22 protein-coding genes are annotated in these 18,423 nt (G+C 69.8%); 12 read left to right on the forward strand and 10 right to left on the reverse strand.

Features of this window, described 5'->3' with window-relative positions:
* Positions 1–205: 205 nt before the first annotated feature.
* Positions 206–1,858, reverse strand: a complete 1,653-nt coding sequence (locus ACFV9C_RS00720; RefSeq protein ID WP_380189549.1) for a DEAD/DEAH box helicase — start codon at positions 1,856–1,858, stop codon at positions 206–208.
* 192 nt (positions 1,859–2,050) lie between these two features.
* Here ACFV9C_RS00720 and ACFV9C_RS00725 point away from each other — a divergent pair, with 192 nt between their 5' ends.
* A complete protein-coding gene (locus ACFV9C_RS00725; RefSeq protein WP_380189551.1) occupies positions 2,051–2,557 on the forward strand; it encodes a DinB family protein in 507 nt (168 codons plus the stop codon).
* Positions 2,558–2,559: 2 nt separating this feature from the next.
* Here the strand turns inward: ACFV9C_RS00725 and ACFV9C_RS00730 are convergent, their stop codons facing one another.
* The 3 genes from ACFV9C_RS00730 to ACFV9C_RS00740 are packed head-to-tail and all read right to left on the reverse strand — an operon-like array spanning position 2,560 to position 4,049.
* A complete protein-coding gene (locus ACFV9C_RS00730) occupies positions 2,560–3,228 on the reverse strand; it encodes a TetR family transcriptional regulator (RefSeq protein WP_380189553.1) in 669 nt (222 codons plus the stop codon).
* Positions 3,188–3,610: a thiol-disulfide oxidoreductase DCC family protein gene (locus tag ACFV9C_RS00735; RefSeq protein WP_380189555.1), complete on the reverse strand. Its 423-nt coding sequence runs from the start codon at positions 3,608–3,610 to the stop codon at positions 3,188–3,190. The genes ACFV9C_RS00730 and ACFV9C_RS00735 overlap by 41 nt, the downstream gene beginning before the upstream one ends.
* 13 nt (positions 3,611–3,623) lie before the next feature.
* The gene (locus tag ACFV9C_RS00740) at positions 3,624–4,049 is read right to left on the reverse strand and encodes a hypothetical protein (protein ID WP_380189557.1); all 426 of its coding nucleotides are present in this window, start codon (positions 4,047–4,049) and stop codon (positions 3,624–3,626) included.
* A 116-nt stretch (positions 4,050–4,165) separates the two neighbouring features.
* Here ACFV9C_RS00740 and ACFV9C_RS00745 point away from each other — a divergent pair, with 116 nt between their 5' ends.
* The 3 genes from ACFV9C_RS00745 to ACFV9C_RS00755 all read left to right on the forward strand — a co-directional run bounded on the left by ACFV9C_RS00745 (position 4,166) and on the right by ACFV9C_RS00755 (position 7,135).
* A complete protein-coding gene (locus tag ACFV9C_RS00745; RefSeq protein ID WP_380189559.1) occupies positions 4,166–5,203 on the forward strand; it encodes an amidohydrolase family protein in 1,038 nt (345 codons plus the stop codon).
* Positions 5,200–5,559 carry a YybH family protein gene (locus ACFV9C_RS00750; protein ID WP_380189561.1) on the forward strand — a complete coding sequence of 120 codons (360 nt, stop codon included), beginning with the start codon at positions 5,200–5,202 and terminating at the stop codon, positions 5,557–5,559. Before ACFV9C_RS00745 ends, ACFV9C_RS00750 begins: the two co-directional genes overlap by 4 nt.
* Positions 5,560–5,701: 142 nt before the next feature.
* The gene (locus ACFV9C_RS00755) at positions 5,702–7,135 is read left to right on the forward strand and encodes an ankyrin repeat domain-containing protein (protein ID WP_380189563.1); all 1,434 of its coding nucleotides are present in this window, start codon (positions 5,702–5,704) and stop codon (positions 7,133–7,135) included.
* Here the strand turns inward: ACFV9C_RS00755 and ACFV9C_RS00760 are convergent.
* The gene (locus ACFV9C_RS00760) at positions 7,101–8,204 is read right to left on the reverse strand and encodes a calcium:proton antiporter (RefSeq protein WP_380189565.1); all 1,104 of its coding nucleotides are present in this window, start codon (positions 8,202–8,204) and stop codon (positions 7,101–7,103) included. The two genes, ACFV9C_RS00755 and ACFV9C_RS00760, sit on opposite strands and share 35 nt — an antisense overlap.
* Positions 8,205–8,268: 64 nt before the next feature.
* Between ACFV9C_RS00760 and ACFV9C_RS00765 the strand changes: the two genes are divergently transcribed.
* The gene (locus ACFV9C_RS00765) at positions 8,269–8,775 is read left to right on the forward strand and encodes a GNAT family N-acetyltransferase (RefSeq protein WP_380189567.1); all 507 of its coding nucleotides are present in this window, start codon (positions 8,269–8,271) and stop codon (positions 8,773–8,775) included.
* Positions 8,772–9,611 carry a hypothetical protein gene (locus ACFV9C_RS00770; RefSeq protein ID WP_380189569.1) on the forward strand — a complete coding sequence of 280 codons (840 nt, stop codon included), beginning with the start codon at positions 8,772–8,774 and terminating at the stop codon, positions 9,609–9,611. Before ACFV9C_RS00765 ends, ACFV9C_RS00770 begins: the two co-directional genes overlap by 4 nt.
* Here ACFV9C_RS00770 and ACFV9C_RS00775 read toward each other — a convergent pair.
* Positions 9,595–10,170: a TetR/AcrR family transcriptional regulator gene (locus ACFV9C_RS00775; RefSeq protein ID WP_380189571.1), complete on the reverse strand. Its 576-nt coding sequence runs from the start codon at positions 10,168–10,170 to the stop codon at positions 9,595–9,597. The genes ACFV9C_RS00770 and ACFV9C_RS00775 overlap by 17 nt on opposite strands.
* A 73-nt stretch (positions 10,171–10,243) precedes the next feature.
* Between ACFV9C_RS00775 and ACFV9C_RS00780 the strand changes: the two genes are divergently transcribed.
* Positions 10,244–10,630 carry an FAD-dependent monooxygenase gene (locus ACFV9C_RS00780; RefSeq protein WP_380189573.1) on the forward strand — a complete coding sequence of 129 codons (387 nt, stop codon included), beginning with the start codon at positions 10,244–10,246 and terminating at the stop codon, positions 10,628–10,630.
* The gene (locus ACFV9C_RS00785) at positions 10,627–11,436 is read left to right on the forward strand and encodes an FAD-dependent monooxygenase (RefSeq protein ID WP_380189575.1); all 810 of its coding nucleotides are present in this window, start codon (positions 10,627–10,629) and stop codon (positions 11,434–11,436) included. Before ACFV9C_RS00780 ends, ACFV9C_RS00785 begins: the two co-directional genes overlap by 4 nt.
* Here ACFV9C_RS00785 and ACFV9C_RS00790 read toward each other — a convergent pair.
* Positions 11,363–12,274: a LysR family transcriptional regulator ArgP gene (locus ACFV9C_RS00790; RefSeq protein WP_380189577.1), complete on the reverse strand. Its 912-nt coding sequence runs from the start codon at positions 12,272–12,274 to the stop codon at positions 11,363–11,365. The two genes, ACFV9C_RS00785 and ACFV9C_RS00790, sit on opposite strands and share 74 nt — an antisense overlap.
* A gap of 73 nt (positions 12,275–12,347) precedes the next feature.
* Here ACFV9C_RS00790 and ACFV9C_RS00795 point away from each other — a divergent pair, with 73 nt between their 5' ends.
* The 3 genes from ACFV9C_RS00795 (at position 12,348) to ACFV9C_RS00805 (ending at position 14,701) form a co-directional block, all read left to right on the forward strand.
* Positions 12,348–12,944, forward strand: a complete 597-nt coding sequence (locus ACFV9C_RS00795; RefSeq protein ID WP_380189579.1) for a LysE/ArgO family amino acid transporter — start codon at positions 12,348–12,350, stop codon at positions 12,942–12,944.
* Between the two features lie 120 nt (positions 12,945–13,064).
* Entirely contained in the window at positions 13,065–13,943 is an 879-nt protein-coding gene (locus tag ACFV9C_RS00800; protein WP_380189581.1) for an Abi family protein, read from the forward strand.
* Positions 13,940–14,701, forward strand: a complete 762-nt coding sequence (locus ACFV9C_RS00805; RefSeq protein ID WP_380189583.1) for an MBL fold metallo-hydrolase — start codon at positions 13,940–13,942, stop codon at positions 14,699–14,701. The genes ACFV9C_RS00800 and ACFV9C_RS00805 overlap by 4 nt, the downstream gene beginning before the upstream one ends.
* Positions 14,702–14,706: 5 nt before the next feature.
* Here ACFV9C_RS00805 and ACFV9C_RS00810 read toward each other — a convergent pair whose 3' ends face one another.
* Complete coding sequence (locus tag ACFV9C_RS00810; RefSeq protein WP_380189585.1) at positions 14,707–15,618, reverse strand: SDR family oxidoreductase; 912 nt, start codon at positions 15,616–15,618, stop codon at positions 14,707–14,709.
* A gap of 46 nt (positions 15,619–15,664) precedes the next feature.
* Between ACFV9C_RS00810 and ACFV9C_RS00815 the strand changes: the two genes are divergently transcribed.
* The gene (locus ACFV9C_RS00815; RefSeq protein WP_380189587.1) at positions 15,665–16,342 is read left to right on the forward strand and encodes a TetR/AcrR family transcriptional regulator C-terminal domain-containing protein; all 678 of its coding nucleotides are present in this window, start codon (positions 15,665–15,667) and stop codon (positions 16,340–16,342) included.
* Here the strand turns inward: ACFV9C_RS00815 and ACFV9C_RS00820 are convergent.
* Together ACFV9C_RS00820 and ACFV9C_RS00825 are read right to left on the reverse strand one after the other, a co-directional pair.
* The gene (locus tag ACFV9C_RS00820; protein ID WP_380189589.1) at positions 16,279–17,184 is read right to left on the reverse strand and encodes a DMT family transporter; all 906 of its coding nucleotides are present in this window, start codon (positions 17,182–17,184) and stop codon (positions 16,279–16,281) included. The two genes, ACFV9C_RS00815 and ACFV9C_RS00820, sit on opposite strands and share 64 nt — an antisense overlap.
* 22 nt (positions 17,185–17,206) lie before the next feature.
* Entirely contained in the window at positions 17,207–18,391 is a 1,185-nt protein-coding gene (locus ACFV9C_RS00825; RefSeq protein ID WP_380190869.1) for an MFS transporter, read from the reverse strand.
* Between the last annotated feature and the right edge of the window lie 32 nt (positions 18,392–18,423).

The raw sequence follows: 18,423 nt of genomic DNA on the forward strand, positions 1-18,423 counted from the left end.
CACCCACCGAACCGCTCACCCCACCCCGGGCGCGACTGCCGCAACCAGCACCCTCACCACGGACGCGGCAAGCACAGCGCCCGCACCGGCGGCGGCGCCGGTGCGGGCGGGTAGCATGCGGGGCGGCTCGCCGACCTGTCGGAGGTCAACTCCTGTCGGACTGCCCGGCGATTGCGGTCCCCGGTTGGGCCGGGGACGGGGTGGTTCAGGCGGCTTGCTGGCCGGTGGGGCGGCGGCGGTTGCCGCGGCGGCGGCTGGGGCGGGTTGGGGCGGTGCCCTGGGGGCGACCGGTCTCGGCGCGGGAGTTCTTCGCGCGAGTGGGGGTTGTGCGGGTGGTGTTCGTGCCACCATCCCCGGCTCCGGTGCGGGTGGTGCGAGAGCGTCGGCCGCGGCCGGAGGACGGGCGGCTGGTGGATGGTTGGTTGGCTTCCTTGGGGGCGGGCGCTACGTACGTACGGTCGCCGGGGGCCAGTTCCGTCAGGAGGGGGTGGCCGGGGTCGAGCTTGGTGGTGGTGGGGGTGATGCCGGCCTTGCGGGTGAGGTCGCGGACGTCGCGGACCTGGTCGTCGGTCATCAGGGTGACGACCGTTCCCTCGGCGCCGGCTCGGGCCGTGCGGCCGGAGCGGTGCAGGTAGGCCTTGTGTTCCACCGGCGGGTCGGCGTGGATGACGAGCGTAACGCCGTCGACGTGGATCCCGCGGGCCGCGATGTCCGTCGCGACCAGCGTCCGCGCCGTACCGTCCGAGAACGCCTCCAGGTTCCGCGTACGGGCGCCCTGCGACAGGTTCCCGTGCAACTCGACGGCCGGGACGCCCTGGGCGATCAGCTTCTTCGTCAGCGCCTTCGCGCCGTACTTCGTTCGCGTGAACACCAGCGAACGACCAGGCGCGGCAGTCAGATCGACCAGCACCGGCAGCCGCGAATCCGCCCGCACGTGCAGCACGTGGTGCGTCATCTTCGCAACCGGCGACCGGGCCGAGTCGACGCTGTGCGTCACCGGATCGGTCATGAACCGCCGGACGAGTACGTCGACCCCGGCGTCCAGCGTCGCCGAGAACAGCAACCGCTGGGCGGTCGCCGGAGTCAGGTCGAGGATCCGCCGGACGGCGGGCAGGAAGCCCAGGTCCGCCATGTGGTCGGCCTCGTCGAGCACGGTGATCTCCACCGCGCCGAGCTTCGCGTGCCCGGCCTGGACGTGGTCCTCGAGCCGGCCGGGGCAGGCGACGACGATGTCGGCGCCCTTCCGCAGGCCGCTGATCTGCGGGCCGTGACCGACGCCGCCGAAGATCGTCATCGAGCGCAGCCCGAGCTTGTCGGCCAGCGGCGTGATCGACGCCTGGATCTGGGTCGCGAGCTCACGGGTCGGCGCGAGGATCAGCGCGCGCGGCTGGTTCGGCCGGCGCTTCGTACCGCTCGCGGCGAGCCGGGCGAGCACCGGCAGCACGAACGCGTAGGTCTTGCCGGATCCGGTCCGGCCGCGACCGAGAACATCCTTGCCGGCCAGCGAATCCGGCAGCGTCGCGGCCTGGATCGGGAACGGCGTGGTGACCCCGCCGGCCGCGAGCGCGGCGATCAGCGACTGCGGTACGCCGAGCTCCGCGAACGTACGGTTGTCAACGGCAACGGTCTCGACGACGTCGTCGCCGAGGGTCTCCAGATCGTTGCTCGCAGCAACATCGACGCGGCCGGCGGACTGCTCGTTGCGAGCAGCACCGGACCGGCGCCGGCGACGGGGCGCACCGGAGCGCGCGGCGCCGGTGCGCGCACCATCCGGGCGCGCGGCGCCGGCCGCGGGCTTGCGGCTCTGGGACGTGGATTGATTGTGCGTGGTTGTAGACGTGGGGCGGCGGGCCGCCATAGAAGTACTCCAAAAGTTCGGGGGTCGTCCTGCCCGGCGCGGCCGGTGGGGCCGCGGCGCGTGGTGGTCGACTGCTGGCGCAAAGTGATTGCGCTCACCGGCCCGAGGCAGAACTGGGCGGGCCGTCACGAACAGTGTACGGCACCGAGGGAGCGCTCCCCAGGACGCACGTCACACGGGTACCTTCTGCCCGTGACCGACTTCCGAGTGGATCCGCCCACCGCGGCCGACGAACGTACGCTCCTGCAGGGCTTCCTCGACTACCACCGCGGCACGCTGCTGTGGAAGATCTCCGGCCTGACCGGCGACCAGCTGGTACGCCGTACCGCCGACCCGTCGAGCCTGTCGCTGATCGGCCTGGTCAGGCACCTCAGCGAGGTCGAGAAGTACTGGTTCCACCGCGCCCTCGCCGGCCACGACTCGCCGCCGAAGCACTGGACCGCGGAGCACCCCGACGGCGACTTCGACCTGGTCACACCCGAGGAGGCCGAGCAGGACCTCGCCGAATACCGCGCGATCGTCCGGCTCTCCGACGAGCTCGCCGCGAACTACTCCCTCGATGACACGTTCGTCCGCCCCGGCCGCGACGGGCAGTACTCGCTCCGCTACCTCTACATCCACCTGATCGAGGAGTACTCCCGCCACAACGGCCACGCCGACCTGCTCCGCGAACGCCTCGACGGCGCCACCGGCGAGTAGCCCTACGGCTTGATCGAGTGGATCAGCGCCACGATGTCCTTCGTGACGCCACGGACGCCAGGGATCCGGGTCAGCCGCAACAGCCGATCCAGCAGCGGTACGGCGCGTGTGATCAGCGCGCGCGTACGCCGTACGTCGTCGGACTGGTCGTGCACCCAGAACAGCACGATCCCCATCTGGAAGAGCCACAGCAGCTCGGGCAACTCGGACCGCAGCTCGGCCGGCAGCTTCAGGTCCGACCCGTCCACGACCTGTCGGAAGATCTCCACGCTCGCGTCCCGCGCCGGGCGTGACTCGTCACTGAACGGCGACAACGGGCTCTTCGGATCGGCCGCCGTCTTGAAGAACGTCCCGGCGAACTCGTGGTACGGCGCGGCCACCTCGAGCCAGGTCCGCAGTACGCCGGTCATCCGCGGCACGAACGCCTCCTCGGCCGCGAGTACCGGCTCGACCGCGACGCGGTGCTGTTCCTGCAACAGGTCGTAGTACGCCTGCATCAGGTGGTCCTTGGAGCCGTAGTAGTAGTACGCGTTCCCGACCGAAACGCCCGCCTCGTTGGCGATCGCCCGCATCGTGGTCCGGCCGTACCCCTGCTCCCGGAACAACCGCAGCGCCGTCGTCAGGATCAGCTCACGCGTCTGCTCGCCCTTCGCGGTCGCACCGTCCGTCACACCGGTCAGCGTAATCACCTCCGCTCATCCGCCGCAGCCCAGCCGCCGCCTGCACCATCGCCCGCGCCACCGGGCGCATCGCCGGACTCGAGAGCAGGACCGCGGTGTGCCTGTGCTCCCCCGTGGCCCACAAGCAGACGATCCAGGCGCGGTCTCCGACGTACACGGACCCGTCGTCCGCGACCACGGTGATGTCGCGCAGCGTCGCCGCGTGGTCGAGCGCGGGGTAGCGCGCCCGCGCGTCCGCCGACCCCGCCGCGACGAACGCCAGCCGCACCACCCCGCCGTACCCGTCCGGCGCCGGGCGCTGTCCGGCCAGCCACTTCGTGAACCGGCGGCACAGCGGGCACTCGGCGTCGTACAGCACTGTCAGTTCACGCATGGCCCGGCGGCCTTCAATACCCGTACCGCGCGACCTGCTCGGTCATCGTCAGCGGAGCGACGTTGTCGTTCGGCGGCACCGGCGGGCGGGTCATCGTGTCGAGCTTGCTGCGGTTGCGGATCTTGTTGAAGATCCAGACGTTCGTCAGGTGCACCACGCCGAGCACCAGCATCACGATGCCGAGCTTGACGCTGAGCTGTTCGAAGATCCCGCTGGCGTTCTCGACCGGCGTCCCGCTGCGCAGGAACAGCGTCACGAAGCCGAGGTTGAGCAGGTAGAACCCGACCACCAGCAGCTTGTTCACCGCGTCCGCGATGTCCTCGTTCCCGTGGAACACGTCGACCAGGAAGATCCGCCCGTACCGGCTCAGCGTCCGGGCCACCCAGACCGTCAGCGGCACCGCGATCAGCAGGTAGAGCAGGTACGTCGTGACTGTCATGTCCATCATCCACCCCACGTCTTGAACACGTTCAAATCTCTGTCGTTCCTGACGGTACGCCGAAGTTTTGAACATGTTCAAGTCGAGCTGGACGTGATCTGGGGCACGATGGGGGAATGACGACCTGGGTCTTCGAAGGAACCGTGCTTCCCACCGGCGACACCACCCGCCTGACGTTCGGCGCGGATCCGGCCGGCGAGCAACTGCCCGGCCGGTACGCCGTACCGGGTCTGGTCGACTCGCACTGCCATCTGACCTTCGACGCGACGCCGGACGGACCGGTCCTGCGCGGCGAGGACTTCGCGGCCGAGCGACTGGCCGAGCTGGCCGGTGCCGGGGTGAGCGCGCTCCGCGACGTCGGTGGCAATCGGGACGTCACGCTCCGGCTGGCGCGCAACGCCGACGACGGGCGTCCGCTCGTACTCGCGGCCGGCCGCTTCCTCGCCCCGGCCGGCGCGTACTTCCCGCGGGCCTACGAACCGGTCGCCCCGGAGGACCTGCTGGCCGCGGTCGAGGCCGAGATCGCCGACGGTGCGACCTGGCTCAAGCTCGTCGGCGACTTCCCGGAGGTCGGCCCGGACGGCCCGATCCGGGGCAGCAAGATCAGCCCGACGTACGACCTCGAGCTCGTCGCCGCGATGGTCGAGCTGGCCCATTCCCGGAACGCCCGGGTCGCGGCCCACGTCAACACCGACCACGTGACCGGCCTGATCCAGGCGGGGATCGACTCGGTCGAACACGGTACGGCGCTGACCGAGCAGGACCTGGAGGTCCTCGGCGCGCGCGGCGGCGCGTGGACCCCGACGCTGAGCGCCTCGGTCAGCCCGGGCCCGGACGAGACCCCCGAGCGGAGGGCCCGGCGCGAGGAGCGGTCGGCGTACCTCGCGTCCGTCCTCCCGCTGGCCGAGCGGTACGGCGTGCACGTGCTGACCGGGTCCGACGTGGTCGGCACGGTCGCCGGCGAGATCGACATGCTGGTCAAGCACGGGCTGACCGTCGAGCAGGCGATCACTGCGGCGTCGACCGGCGCGCAGGCGTACCTCGGGCTGAGCGGCGCCGGCAACCTCGTCACGTACGACGCGGACCCGCGCGAGCACCCCGGCGTACTGGCGCGACCGGCGGCGGTCGTCCTGAACGGCCGGTGGATCGGATGAAGGAGAAGGACCTCGACCGCTGGGTGCAGCGGTACCGGAAGGCGTGGGAGAGCAACGACCCGAAGGACATCGCCGCGCTCTGGACCGCGGACGCCGTCTGGTACCGGCGGCCGGACGAGCCGCCGGTGGCCGGGCAGGAGGCGATCGTCGAGACCTGGATCGACCTCGCCGACGCGCCGGGCGAGACGACCTTCGAGTACGAGGTGCTGGGGTTCGGCGACGGTGTGGCGTTCGTCCGCGGCTGGACGACGTACCTGACGAATCCGCCGGGCGAGTTCAGCAACCTCTGGGTGATCCGGCTGGACAAGGACCGGGCGTACGAGTTCACCGAATGGTGGATGGAGAAGCCGCGGTGAGCTACTCTCGGGCGTAGGCGCTCAGGGTGCCACCGGTCCGCGGGAAGGGCACAGCCCACCTGAGTTGCTCCACCTGGGAAGAGTTTGACCTCCTTTCTCGCCTGACGACGCGGACAGCGGGCTTGTAGAGAGGAGGTCGGCGATGCCGACCCGAAACCTTCCGGACGACCCGAACCTCGAACACCTGCGCGGTCAGGCCAAAGCCCTGCTCAAGGGTGTGCGCGCTCAAGACAGCGAGGCCGTCGCGTTGGCGGCCGAGTTCCATCCCGTCCAGACCCTCGCGGACGCGCAGCTGGTGATCGCCCGCAGCTACGGATTCCCCAGCTGGCCGCGGATCGTGCGGCACCTCGAACTCGTGGACCGCTACAGCCGCTCGCCGCACCGGCAGTCCGTCGGCGGGCCGCTGGACACGCCCGAGCAACGCGCCGACGAGTTCCTCCGGCTCGCGACACTGCACTACGGGGAAGACGATCCGGCCCGGCAACAGTCGGCTCGCGAACTCCTGGAACGCTTCCCGGAGGTTGCCCAGAGCAACATCTACACGCGAGTGGTGGCCGGCGACACCGACATCGACTACTCCCAGGCGAGCGTCGAGGGTGGACCGTACCGCTGGGAGCCGCTGCTCTACCTCGCCTACAGCCGTCTCGACGCTCCGCATCAGCTCGAGATCGCCCGCCGGCTCCTCGAGAACGGCGCCGACCCGAACGCCGGGTACCTCTGGCAGGGCATGCCGTCGCCGTTCACCGCGCTCACCGGCGTGTTCGGCCGCGGCGAGGGCGATCAGCCGCCGCACCGCGATCGCGTCGAGCTGGCGCGGCTGCTGCTCGACGCGGGCGCCGACCCCAACGACAGCCAGACCATGTACAACTGCGGCCCCGGGTGTCCCCCGCCGTACGACGACGTGCACCTGGAACTGCTGCTGGAGTACGGCCTCGGCCGTGGTGACGGCGGTCCGTGGCACGAGCGGATGACCACCGCGCATCCGACCCCGCAACAGTTGCTCGAGGACGAACTGGTGTTCGCGTCGATGGCCGGTCTGCTCGATCGCGTCGAGCTGGTCCTTGCCCAGGGCACCGATCCGGAGGGGACCGGAACGCAGCACCCCGGCTTCGGCGGCGAACGCCCGTACGAGCTTGCCGCCGTGCAAGGGCATACAGAGATCGCCGAGTTGCTCCGTGCGCGGGGCGCGAAGCCGTTGGACGAACTCCACGAGGTGTACGCCGCCGCGATGCGCGGAGAAGTGCGCGACGTCGATCCCGCGCTGGCGGCCCGTGCGGTCGCGCGTTACCGCTACCTCCCGGTCCGCGCTGCCGAGGTCGGTCGCGCTGAGGCGATGGAACCGCTCCAGCGACTCGGATACGACCTGAACCGGATCTCGCGAGGGTCCGCGCCGATTCACCGGGCCGCGATCAGCGGTCACCTGGAGACGGTCCGGAAGCTGATCGAGCTCGGCGCCGACCCGGACCTCCGGGATCCCAACTACCACGGGAACGCGGTCAGCTGGGCCGAACACAACCACCAGGAGGCGGTGGCCGACTACCTCAGGGGCTTACCGCAAGGAACAGGAACGCGCTGAACACCGCGAGGTGAACGGCGCCCTGCAACAGCGTGGCGCGACCGGTGGACAGCGTGATGATGCTGGTCACCACCGTCAGCGCGAACAGCACCATCTCCGTGCCGCCGAGCCCGAGGACGAGCGGGCCGCTCAGCCAGATCGAGGCGAGCGCGATCGCGGGGATGGTCAGGCCGATACTGGCCAGCGCTGAACCGAGCGCCAGGTTGACGCTGGTCTGGAGACGGTTGCGCAGTGCCGCCCGCACTGCCGCGATCGTCTCCGGCAGCAGCACCAGCAGCGCGATCACGACACCGACGACGGACAACGGCAGGCCGGCCGACTGGACGGCGTGCTCGAGGTTCGGCGAGACGGTCTTCGCGAGGCCGACCACCGACACCAGACAGACGAACAGCAGCCCGAGACTGAGCAGTGCGGTCGCGGTGCTCGGCGCCTCGGCGTGGTGGTCCTCGTCCTCGTCGACGTCACCGTCCGCGCTCACCGGGAGGAAGTAGTCGCGGTGCCGGACCGTCTGGATGAACACGAACACGCCGTACAGCACCAGCGACGTCACCCCGGCGAACGCGAGCTGCGCGGGGCTGAACCGCGGGCCCGCCGCGCTCGTGGTGAACGTCGGCAGCACGAGGCTCAACGTGACCAGCGCGGTCATCACGGTCAGCGCGGAGTACGACGCCTGCACCCGGAACACCTGCACCCGGTGCCGCAGCGACCCGAGGACCAGCGCCAGGCCGAGGATGCCGTTGCAGGTGATCATCACCGCGGCGAACACGGTGTCCCGGGCCAGCGACGCCGCCTTGTCGCCGCCGGACGCCATCAGCGTCACGATCAGCGCGACCTCGATGACCGTCACCGCGAGCGCCAGGATCAGCGTGCCGAACGGCTCACCGACCTTGTGCGCGACGACCTCGGCATGGTGGACGGCCGCGAACACGGCGGCGCCGAGGCCGATACAGACCAGGAGCAGCAGCACCATGCCCAGGTCCCGGTGCCAGGACCCGACGAGGTCCAGGAAGGCGAGCGCGGGCACGACAAGGGTCCACCGCGGCAGCCCTTGGGTCACGGATCTACTCATCCCCAGAGAGCCTAGCCGCAATCCGCTTGGCATCCGGTGAACGACGGGTGATGCTTCTCCCACTATGGCTGTGGACATCAGGAACGCGACCGCCGACGACTGGCCGGCCATCTGGCCGTTCTTCCACGAGATCGTCACCGCGCGGGAGACCTACACCTACGACCCGGACCTCACCGAGGAGCAGGCGCGGGCGTTGTGGATGTCGCCGTCCAGCTCACCGTTGGCACGGACGACGGTCGCGGTCGATGCCGACGGCACCGTCCTCGGCAGCGCGAACATGTACCCGAACCGCCCGGGTCCCGGCGCGCACGTGGCGAGCGCGAGCTTCATGGTGGACGGCGCGGCCCGCGGTCGTGGCGTCGGGCGGGCGCTCTGCGAGGACATGATCGCGTGGGCCGGGCGGACCGGGTTCCGCTCGATCCAGTTCAACGCGGTCGTCGAGACCAACGAACCCGCCGTACACCTCTGGCAGTCCCTCGGCTTCCGCATCGCCGGCACGGTCCCGGAAGCCTTCGACCACCCGCGGCTCGGGTACGTCGGTTTGCACATCATGTACCGTCCGTTGCCATGAATCGCGCCCGCCGGATGTGGAAAGCGCTCGAGCCGTTTCACGCGATCACGTATTTCGCGCCGGAGACTCGGCAGGCGACGAACGCGCTCGGGCTCAAGGGCGGGTGGATGAGCTACTTCGGCTGCCGTGCCGCGCCGCTCGGGGCGGTCGGGCCGGAGTTCGTGGCGGCGGTGTTCTACAACTTCCATCCGGCGATGGTCGCGCGGTCGCTCCCGGACGCGTGGACCTACGCGACGCCGGAGCAGCTCCTCGCGGCGCGGCTGACGGCCGTGGACCACGCCATACGGCGGTTGTTCCCGGACGCCAGGTTCGACCGGGCGGCCGAGCTCGCGCGGCGGGCCGCGGAGCTGGCGCCGGTCGCGGGACGGCCGATCGCGGCGGCGAACGCATCGTTGGAATGGCCAACTGACCCGGCGTTGGTGCTGTGGCAGGCGACCACGATCCTGCGGGAGTCGCGGGGTGACGGGCATGTCGCGGCGCTGGTCGCGGCCGGGCTCGATCCGTGTCAGGCGCTGGTGACAATCTCGGCGGCCGGCGGACCGGGCAAGGACGTCTTCCAGCTGAACCGCCGGTGGAGCGACGAGGAATGGTCCTCGGCGTCCGATGATCTTCGGGCGCGCGGGTTGCTCGATGCTTCAGGTGCACTGACAGCCGACGGGCAGGCACTGCGGCAGCAGGTCGAGGACACGACCGACGCGCTGGCTGATCAGGGCTGGCGGGCGCTCGGGGACGCGGCGGCCGCCGAGTTGTACGACCTGGTGTACCCGCTGAGCGCAGTACTGATGGCCGACGGGCTGATCCCCGCCGACAACCCGATGGCTATGCGCTGGGACTGATCCGCTCGGCCAGCTGACGCAACGATTGCGCCAACTGCTCGCCGGTCGGCGCACTGGCCGGGTCGAGCATGCTCTGCGCCACCACGCCGAGCAACAGCGCCTGCAAGAACGCCCCGATCGCCTTCACCTGCTCCGGCGCCGCGCCGGCCTCCACTCCCCCGAACATCGCCGCCAATCCCTCGCGCGCCTCCCCCTGCATCTTCACCAGGTCCGCGATCAGCTCGGGCATGCTTCCCCCCAAACTGAGCACCTCGAACTGCGCCGCCCACAACGCCCGCATCCGGGGCTCCCGCAGACTCTCGGCGATCTGCCGCCAGGTCCCCACGAACTGCTCATGCGCATCTGCGGCTCGCACAGGTTCCACCTGGGTCGCCCACTCGTCGATCAGTAAGGCGCGGAGCGCCTCGTTCAGCAACGTGTCCTTCGAGCCGAAGTGGTAGCCGATCGCGGCCAGGCTCACCCCGGCCGCGGTCGCGATGTCGCGCGCCGTCGTCCGGCTGTAGCCCTTCTCCAGCAGGCACGTCTTCGCACCCTCGACCAGCGCATCGCGGTTTCCCATGTCCAGCATTCTAACAAAGGTGTCTAATACGACCGTCTTGCACAACTGTCTAAGACTGGCGTACGGTCATCGCATGACAACAGTGCTGATCTCAGGTGCGAGCGTGGCCGGCCCGGCGTTGGCCTACTGGCTGCAGCGATACGGGTACGGGCCGACGGTGGTCGAGCGCGCCCCGGCCCCACGCCCCGGCGGGTACGCGGTCGACTTCCGCGGCGCGTCGATGACCGTGCTGGACCGGATGGGCATCCTGCCCGCGGTCCGGGAGCGCGCGACCGGGATGGGCGCGATGTCGTACGTCACCGAGTCCGGCAAGGTCGCCGCGACCACCTCCACCGAGGCGTTCAGCGGCGAGCTCGAGATCCTCCGCGGCGATCTCGTCGAGATCCTGTACGACCTGACGCGCGACACCACGGAGTACCTATCACCGCGCTCGCCCAGGACGACGACGGCGTCGACGTGACGTTCGAGAGCGGTACGACGCGCCGCTTCGACCTCGTCGTCGGCGCGGACGGGCTGCACTCGAACGTACGGCGGATCGCGTTCGGCCTGGAGTCGTCGTACGTGCACAACCTCGGGTACTACGCCTCGGTCTGCACCGTCGAGAACCACCTCGGGCTCGACCACAGCGGGCAGATCCTGAACGTCCCGGGCAGGACCGTCGGCACGTACAGCGCGCGGAACAACACCGAGGCGAAGGCGCTGTTCTACTTCGCGTCCCCGGATCTCGCCTACGACCGGCGGAACGTGCCGGCGCAGAAGGCGATCGTCGAGGAGCGGTTCAAGGACCTGGGATGGCAGGTTCCGACGCTGCTCGACGGGCTACGGACCGCGCCGGACTTCTACTTCGACTCGATCAGCCAGGTCAAGCTCGACAGCTACTCCCACGGCCGGGTCGCGCTGTGCGGCGACGCCGGATACTGCGCCTCGCCGCTGTCCGGGATGGGTACGAGCCTCGCGATCGTCGGCGCCTACGTCCTGGCGGGCGAGCTGCACGCGGCCGGCGGCGACCACGCGCGGGCGTTCGCGGAGTACGACGTACGGATGAAGGGCTTCGTGGAGGCCTGCCAGCAGCAGGCAGTGGACGGAGCGCGGTGGTTCATCCCGGCGAGCAAGTGGTTCACCCGGGTGCGGAACCTGACGTTCCGGCTGATGCCGTACCTGCCGTGGCGGAACGTGATCCGGGACATGTCGCTCAAGGTCGGGAGCGCGATCGAGCTCCCCGCGTACGAAGGCCTGCCGCGGCGGCCCGCAGTACGGCGGCCGTGAGCGCGTCGAGGATGCCGGACTCGAGCTTCCAGTGCTGCCAGTACAGCGGTACGTCGATGTACTTGCCCGGGGCAACGTTGACCATCCGGCCCGCGGCCAGCTCGGGTCCGGCCAGCTGGTCCTCGATCATCCCCCAGCCGAGCCCGATCCGGACCGCCTCGTGGAACGGCGCGGACGCCGGGATCGCGTGCGCCGGCGGGTCCAGCCTCCGCCGGGTCACCTTGCGGAGCAGCCGGTGCTGCAGCACGTCCTTCTCGTTGAAGATCACCATCGGCGCCTCGGAAAGGGCCTCTGGCAACGGTTTGCCGGCCAGCCAGCGTTCGGCGTACCCCGGGCTGGCCAGCGGGAGGTAGCGCATCTTCCCCAGCGGTATGACGCGGCAGCCCTGCACCGGGCGCGGGTCGGCGGTAACCGCGGCGAGGACCGTACCGTTGCGCAGGTACTCCGCGGAGTGCTCCTCGTCCTCCTGGTGCACCAGGAACCGGGCGTCGTGCGTGCGGGACAGGTCGAGCATCGCGGGCAGGAACCAGTTGTTCAGCGAGTCGGCGTTCACCGCGATCGGGATCCGCTGCGCGTCGACCGTCCCGCGGACGGCGGCGATCGCCTCGACCTCGAGCAGCGCGACCTGCCGCGCGAGCCGGAGCAGCGCCTCCCCCGCCGCGGTCGCCCGGGCCGGCTTGCCGCGCATCACCACGACCTGACCGAGGCGGCTCTCCAACGCCTTGATCCGTTGGCTGACCGCCGACGGCGTCACGCTCAGCCGGCGCGCGGCCGCGTCGAAGCTGCCCTCGTCGAGGACCGCCACGAACGTCTCGAGCTGCACCGAGTCGAACTGCATGATGAAGCAATCCTAATGGTGCGTCAGAATCTTTAGCTGGTTTGAAGGCGATCCGCTGCTTACCGTCGGAGACATGCCCCTCCTGGCCGGATTCGTCACGTCGTTGTCGCTGATCGTCGCGATCGGCGCCCAGAACGCCTTCGTCCTCCGCCAGGGCCTCCGCCGCGAACACGTCCTCCCGGTCGTGCTGACCTGCGCCCTGTCCGACGCCCTGCTCATCTCAGGCGGCATCCTCGGCCTCGGCGCCCTCCTCACCCGCAGCCAGCTCGCCCTCGACATCGCGAAGTTCGGCGGCGCCGCGTTCCTCTACACGTACGCCTTCCTGGCCGCGAAACGCGCCTTCCACCCCGGTGCCATCACCCTCACCGACCACGCCCCCGCCGCTCTCCGCAGCGTCGTACTCGCCTGCCTCGGCTTCACGTACCTCAACCCGCACGTCTACCTCGACACCGTCGTACTCCTAGGCTCCCTGGCCAACCAACGAGGCACCAACGGCCGCTGGCTCTACGGCCTCGGCGCCGTCACCGCCAGCTTCCTCTGGTTCTTCTCCCTGGGCTTCTTCTCCCGCAAACTAACCCCCTTCTTCACCCGCCCCCGAGCCTGGCAACTCCTCGACACCGCCATCGCTCTCCTCATGACAACCCTCGCAACCTGGATGCTCCTCGCCTGATATCCACAGCCCGAAGATCGTCCGCGGAACACGGCGTCACTCGATGTATGGTTGTGATCAACACGGCCAGCCCCTCTGCCTCGCAGGCACGGGCTGGTTTTCTTTTACCTGGGGGATCTCGTGGCAACCTACGCCAAGCCCCACCTCGCCTTTGCCGACCGATTGAGCGGCTACTGGTACATCTACCGACGCAGACTCGGCCACAGCCGCCGCGACGATCGCTTCGTCGAAGGGACCACGTTCCGGCAGGTAGTCCGCCTCTACGACACCGATCGACGGCTGAAGCTGCACCTGCTCGACGCGCTGGAACGGATCGAGATCGCGGTCCGCGTGCTGGTCGGCTTCACGCTTGGCCGACGGGGAGCCTACGCACATCTCAGCCCCGGAAACCTCGACGGCCGATTCACTCGGTCGGGCAGTGGCCGGCCGAGCACTCACGACCGGTGGCTGCGCAAAGTTCTCGCTGCACAGAGCAGATCTTCGGAGGACTTTGTCCAGCATTTCCAGGGCAAGTACGACGGACGGCTGCCGGTCTGGGTGGTGACGGAGATCCTGGACTTCGGCTCGATGAGCTACCTGTTCCAGGGGTTGAAGGCCGCGGACCGCAACGAGATCGCCGGTCGGCTCGGCGTCGTCGACCAGTCAGGCGGCGGCAACGGGACCGCGCTCGCGAACTGGCTGCGCGTGCTCAACTACGTCCGGAACGTCTGCGCCCACCACTCCCGGCTCTGGAACCGGAACCTGGTCGACCAGCTCGCACCACGCCACCTGCGGTCGATCCCGGACCTCCACCACCTCGCGCGTGGCGAGGTCTCGCACTTCCGCATCTACTCGACGCTGTGCATCATTGCGTTCCTGCTCTCCCGCACCGGGCATGGACCGCAGTGGACCAGGCAAGTTCGAGACCTGCTCAGCACGGAGATTCCGTCCTGCGGACGAGGTCTTCACGAGCTCGGATTTCCGGCCGGCTGGACGGCTGAGCAACCGTGGAAGGGATGACTGCGGTGGACGTGACTGTGTTGTGTGATGCGGTGGCGGTGTTTCCGGAGGCGGTTGAGGTGGCTTTGCCGGGGGTGGGGGAGGAGGGGTGGTTGCTGCATTTTCATAGTTACCTGGTGGTGGGGGAATCGGGGGTGGTGCTGGTGGATGCGGGGGTTGGGCCGGCGGGTGGGGAGGCTGCGGAGTGGTTGGGGGTTTCGGGGCGGTTGCCGGGGTTGTTGGGGCAGGTGGGGGTGCGGGTTGAGGATGTGGATGCGGTGGTGTTGACGCATGTGCATCTGGATCACGTGGGGTGGGTGTCGGACGGGGTGCGGGTGGGGTTTCCGCGGGCGGAGTACGTCGTGCAGCGGGACGAGCTGGAGCATGTGCGGGGCGGGACGACGTACGAGCGGCGGATCCGGCCGGTGGTGGAGGCTGGGCAGTTGCGGGTGGTGGACGGTACGGCGATGGTGCGCGGGGCTCGGGTGGTGCCGACGCCGGGGCATACACCGGGGCATCAGTCGGTGGTGACGTCGCGGGCGATTCTTGGCGGGGACGTGTTCGTGCATGCCGCACAGGCGCGGCGGCCCGAGTTGACGTACGTGTATGAGCGGGATCCGGCGCGGGCGGTGACCTCGCGGCGGGAGGTGCTGGCGTTGGCGGCCGCGATGGGGGTTCCGATCGCGGCCGCGCATCCGCCGGTGGCGTTGTCGCCGACGGGCGAGCCGGTCGGCTCCACGGACAACGCCGACGAGGTCTGCCCGCCGTACAAGCTCTAGCTGGGCTAGCGGTAGCCCGTCGTGTCGGCGGGTTTGCCGGCGTGTTCTACCTCGACGATGTAGCGCCAGGCGTCGGGGCGGCTGCCGTCGAGGTCGGTGAAGCCGTACAGCTGGGCCAGTTCGCCGCTCGACGTGGACTTGCCGTTCCAGCGTCGTACGTCGGGATCGGCCGCCAGCGCCGCCACCGCGCGTCCGACGTACGACGGGCTCTCGGAGATCGCGAAATGCGGGACCTGCGCCGTCGCGTCCCGCCAGTTGTCCTCGCGGACGCCGAATCCCTCGAGCATCGCCTCCGACCGCAACCACCCGGGCGACAGCAGTACGGCGGTCGCGTCGTACTTGTCCAACTCGTGGGCCAACGCGAACGCGATCCGCCCGACCGCGCCCTTCGCCAGGTCGTAGAAGAACGACACCCGATAGGTCTCCGCGTTGTACTCGGCGGTGCCGTCCGTCATCTCGATCACCAACCCGCCCGGCGACTTGATCAGCAGCGGCAACGCGTAGTGCGCGGTGATCACGTGCGTGTTGACGCCCAGCTCCAGCAACCGCAGCCCGCCGGCGAGATCGCTCTCCCACACCGTCCTGTCCCACTCGGGCTCGCCGTGCTGCCCCCAGATGTCGTTCACCAGGATGTGCAGCGCGCCCTGCTCGCGCTCGATCCGCTCGATCAACGCCCGGACCTGCTCCGGATCCAGATGATCCACCGGTACGGCGATCCCGCGCCCGCCGGCCTTGTCGACCAGCTCCGCGGTGTCCTCGATCGTCTCCGGGCGGTCCATCTCCGACCGTCGCGCCCGCGTACTGCGACCGGTCACGTATACGGTCGCACCGGCCGCGCCGAGCTCGACCGCGATCCCGCGCCCGGCCGCCCGGGTCGCCCCGGCCACCAGCGCCACCTTCCCCGCCAACGGCTGCATCTGCCCTCCTTATCCATACACTGTACGATTATGTATCGTACGGCGTATGGTTAACGACAGCAAGCGCTCCGGACGACCGCGGGCGGGGGAGGAGCGGCTGAGCCGGACCGCGATCCTGACCGCGGCGCTGCGGATCGTCGACGACGAGGGCATCGACGCGCTGACCATGCGCCGGCTCGCCGCGACGCTGCGGGTCAACCCGATGTCGCTCTACCACCACCTGCCGAACAAGGCCGCCGTACTGGCCGGGCTCGCGGAGCTGGTCTTCGCCGAGCTCGAGCTGCCCGATCCGGGTCCCGCGGTGCCCTGGGAGGAGCAGCTCAAGGACGCGGCGCGGGCGTACCGGAACGGTCTGCGCGCCCACCCGAACCTCGCGCTCCAGGTGCTGTCCGACACCTCCGCCGTCTCGAGCGTCGTGGTGGTGACGATGGAGCCGTTCTACCGTGCGCTCGACCGCGCCGGCCTCCCGCCGCGGCAGATCTTCGAGGCCGCGAACACGCTGGTCGACTTCATCCACGGGTTCACGCTCGGCGAGACGTCCGTGCGGGCGGACACGTTCGAGCTCGCCCCCGACCTGCTCGCCCGCGTCCGCGACCTGCCACCGGAGAAGGCGCCGACGCTGACCCGCATCGTCGCCGAACTCGGTCCCGGCGGACTCGCCTACGACTTCGACAGCGGCTTCGAGTCGGGCCTGTCCATCGTGATCGCCGGCCTGGCGCGGTAACGCGAGATCGCGACCCCGACCAGGCAGAGCACGCCTCCGGCGTACGCGAGCGGCGCCGGGCTCTCACCCAGCAGCAGCCAGCCGAGGAAGATCGCGAGCGGCGGCACCAGGTACGTCGTGGCGCCCATCCGGCCCGCGGTCGTCCGCGCCAACGCATAAGCCCAGGTGGTGAAGGCGATCGCGGTCGGGAACGCCCCGAGGAACACCACCCACCAGACCGTCGACGGCCCAACCTCGCGGACCAGCGCCGGGCCGAACGGCAGACACGCGACCGCGCCGATCACGCACGACAACCACGTGACCTCCAGCGCGGGCAGACGAGCGAGCAGCGGCTTCTGCGACACGACACCGATCGCGTACGCCGCCGCCGCGATCAGGCAGAGCACCACGCCCCACGTCTCCGCGCTTCCGTGCGACGACGACAGCCCGATCACGACCACACCACCGAACGCGACCAGACTCCCGATCACCAACCGCCGCGGAAACCCCTCGCGCAGGAACAGTCCCGCCAGCAAGGCGATCAGCAGCGGCCCGACGTTCACGAGCATCGCCGTCGTCCCCGCGTCGAGATGCCGCTCCGCCTCGTTCAACGCGAGGTTGTACACCCCGAACCACAGCAACCCGCACGCCAGCAGCAACTTCCAGTCCGCCCGCGCCGGCCAGCGCCGCGGTCGCATGAACACGAAGATCCCGAGTACGACGCTGCCCACCAGCAACCGGCCGAGCGACAGCGCACCGGCGGAGATGTCCGCGCCGACGTGCCGGATCGCGACGAACGCCGACGCCCACAACACCACCGTCACGGCAGCGGCCCCGGCCGCGAGCGCGCCCTGTTTCCTCATGCCCGTACAACGTTCTCGACGTTCATGATGTGAGGCTAGGGGTCGATTGCTTCGGCCTCCGCCGAACTACCGGGCGCCGCAGCGCCAGCGGTACGACGAACCCGGTCAGCAGCACCGGCACCGTCAGCGCCGCGATCAGCACCGACATCGGGAACCAGATCGACCCGAGCGCGAACCCGCCGTACACCGCGATCGCCGACACCTCGGAGAACAGGCCGGACACCGACGTCACGGTCGCCCGCGCCGCACCGCTGATCGCGTCCTGCAGCCGCGCCTCGGACACCACGATCACCAGCTGGAGTACGCCGTACCCGATCGCGATCGGCAGGAATCCCCAGGCGGAGCGGCCGAGCGCACCGGTCGCGATCAGTACCGCGGCGGCCGCCAGCCCCACCGCGAAGGTTGCTACGGGCAACTTGTACGCCGGTCCCGCGAGCGCGCCACCGATCGCCTGCGCGGCGACGGTTCCCGCGATCAGCAACGGGATCACGCCGGTGGACGCACCGGTCTCGATGGCGAACAACGGGAAGTACTCGTCGAAGGCGAGGAATCCGCCGAGCAGCGCGACCAGCAACACGGCCCGCCGTACGACGTGACTCGTCAGGACCTCGGACATGCCTGTCCGCAGCATGTGGAGGTAGCCCACAGTGCGCGCGCTGTCGACGGCACGCGCTTCGGGCAGCGACCACGCGACGGCCGCCTCAACCAGGCAGCTCAGCACGCTCACCGCACCGGCGAGGACGTAGCCGCCGAGGTCGAACAGTGGCGCGGCGATCAAGGTGGCCGCCAGGTTGGCCACGAACGCCGCGGATCGGGCACGGCCCAGCAGCGTCGGGTAGAACTCGGCGCGGCCGCGCGCGGTGAGCTCGTCGTACACGAAGGCTTCGTACGTACCGGAGATCAGCGCCGACGACGCGCCCCACAGGACGAATCCCGCCGCGAATCCGGCGAACGACGGCAGCGTGATCCAGACGGCGTACCCGAGTCCGCTGATCAGCGCACCGAGGATCAGCAGCTTGCGCCGCGAGTACGAGTCCGCCCAGGCGCCCGACGGGATCTCGAGCACGAATCCGGTCGCGGACCAGATCACGAACAGCAGCGAGATCTGGGCGGGCGACAGCCCGTGGTCCTTGAAGAGCAGCTGGTACAGCGGATACAGCGGGATGAAGTCGTGCAGCGCGTTGACCGCGACGATCCGGGCCGGCAGCGCTCGCTCAGTACGTCAACGTGGGGGGCTCA

The sequence above is a fragment of the Kribbella sp. NPDC059898 genome (genome assembly GCF_042730855.1).
Classification (GTDB): domain Bacteria; phylum Actinomycetota; class Actinomycetes; order Propionibacteriales; family Kribbellaceae; genus Kribbella.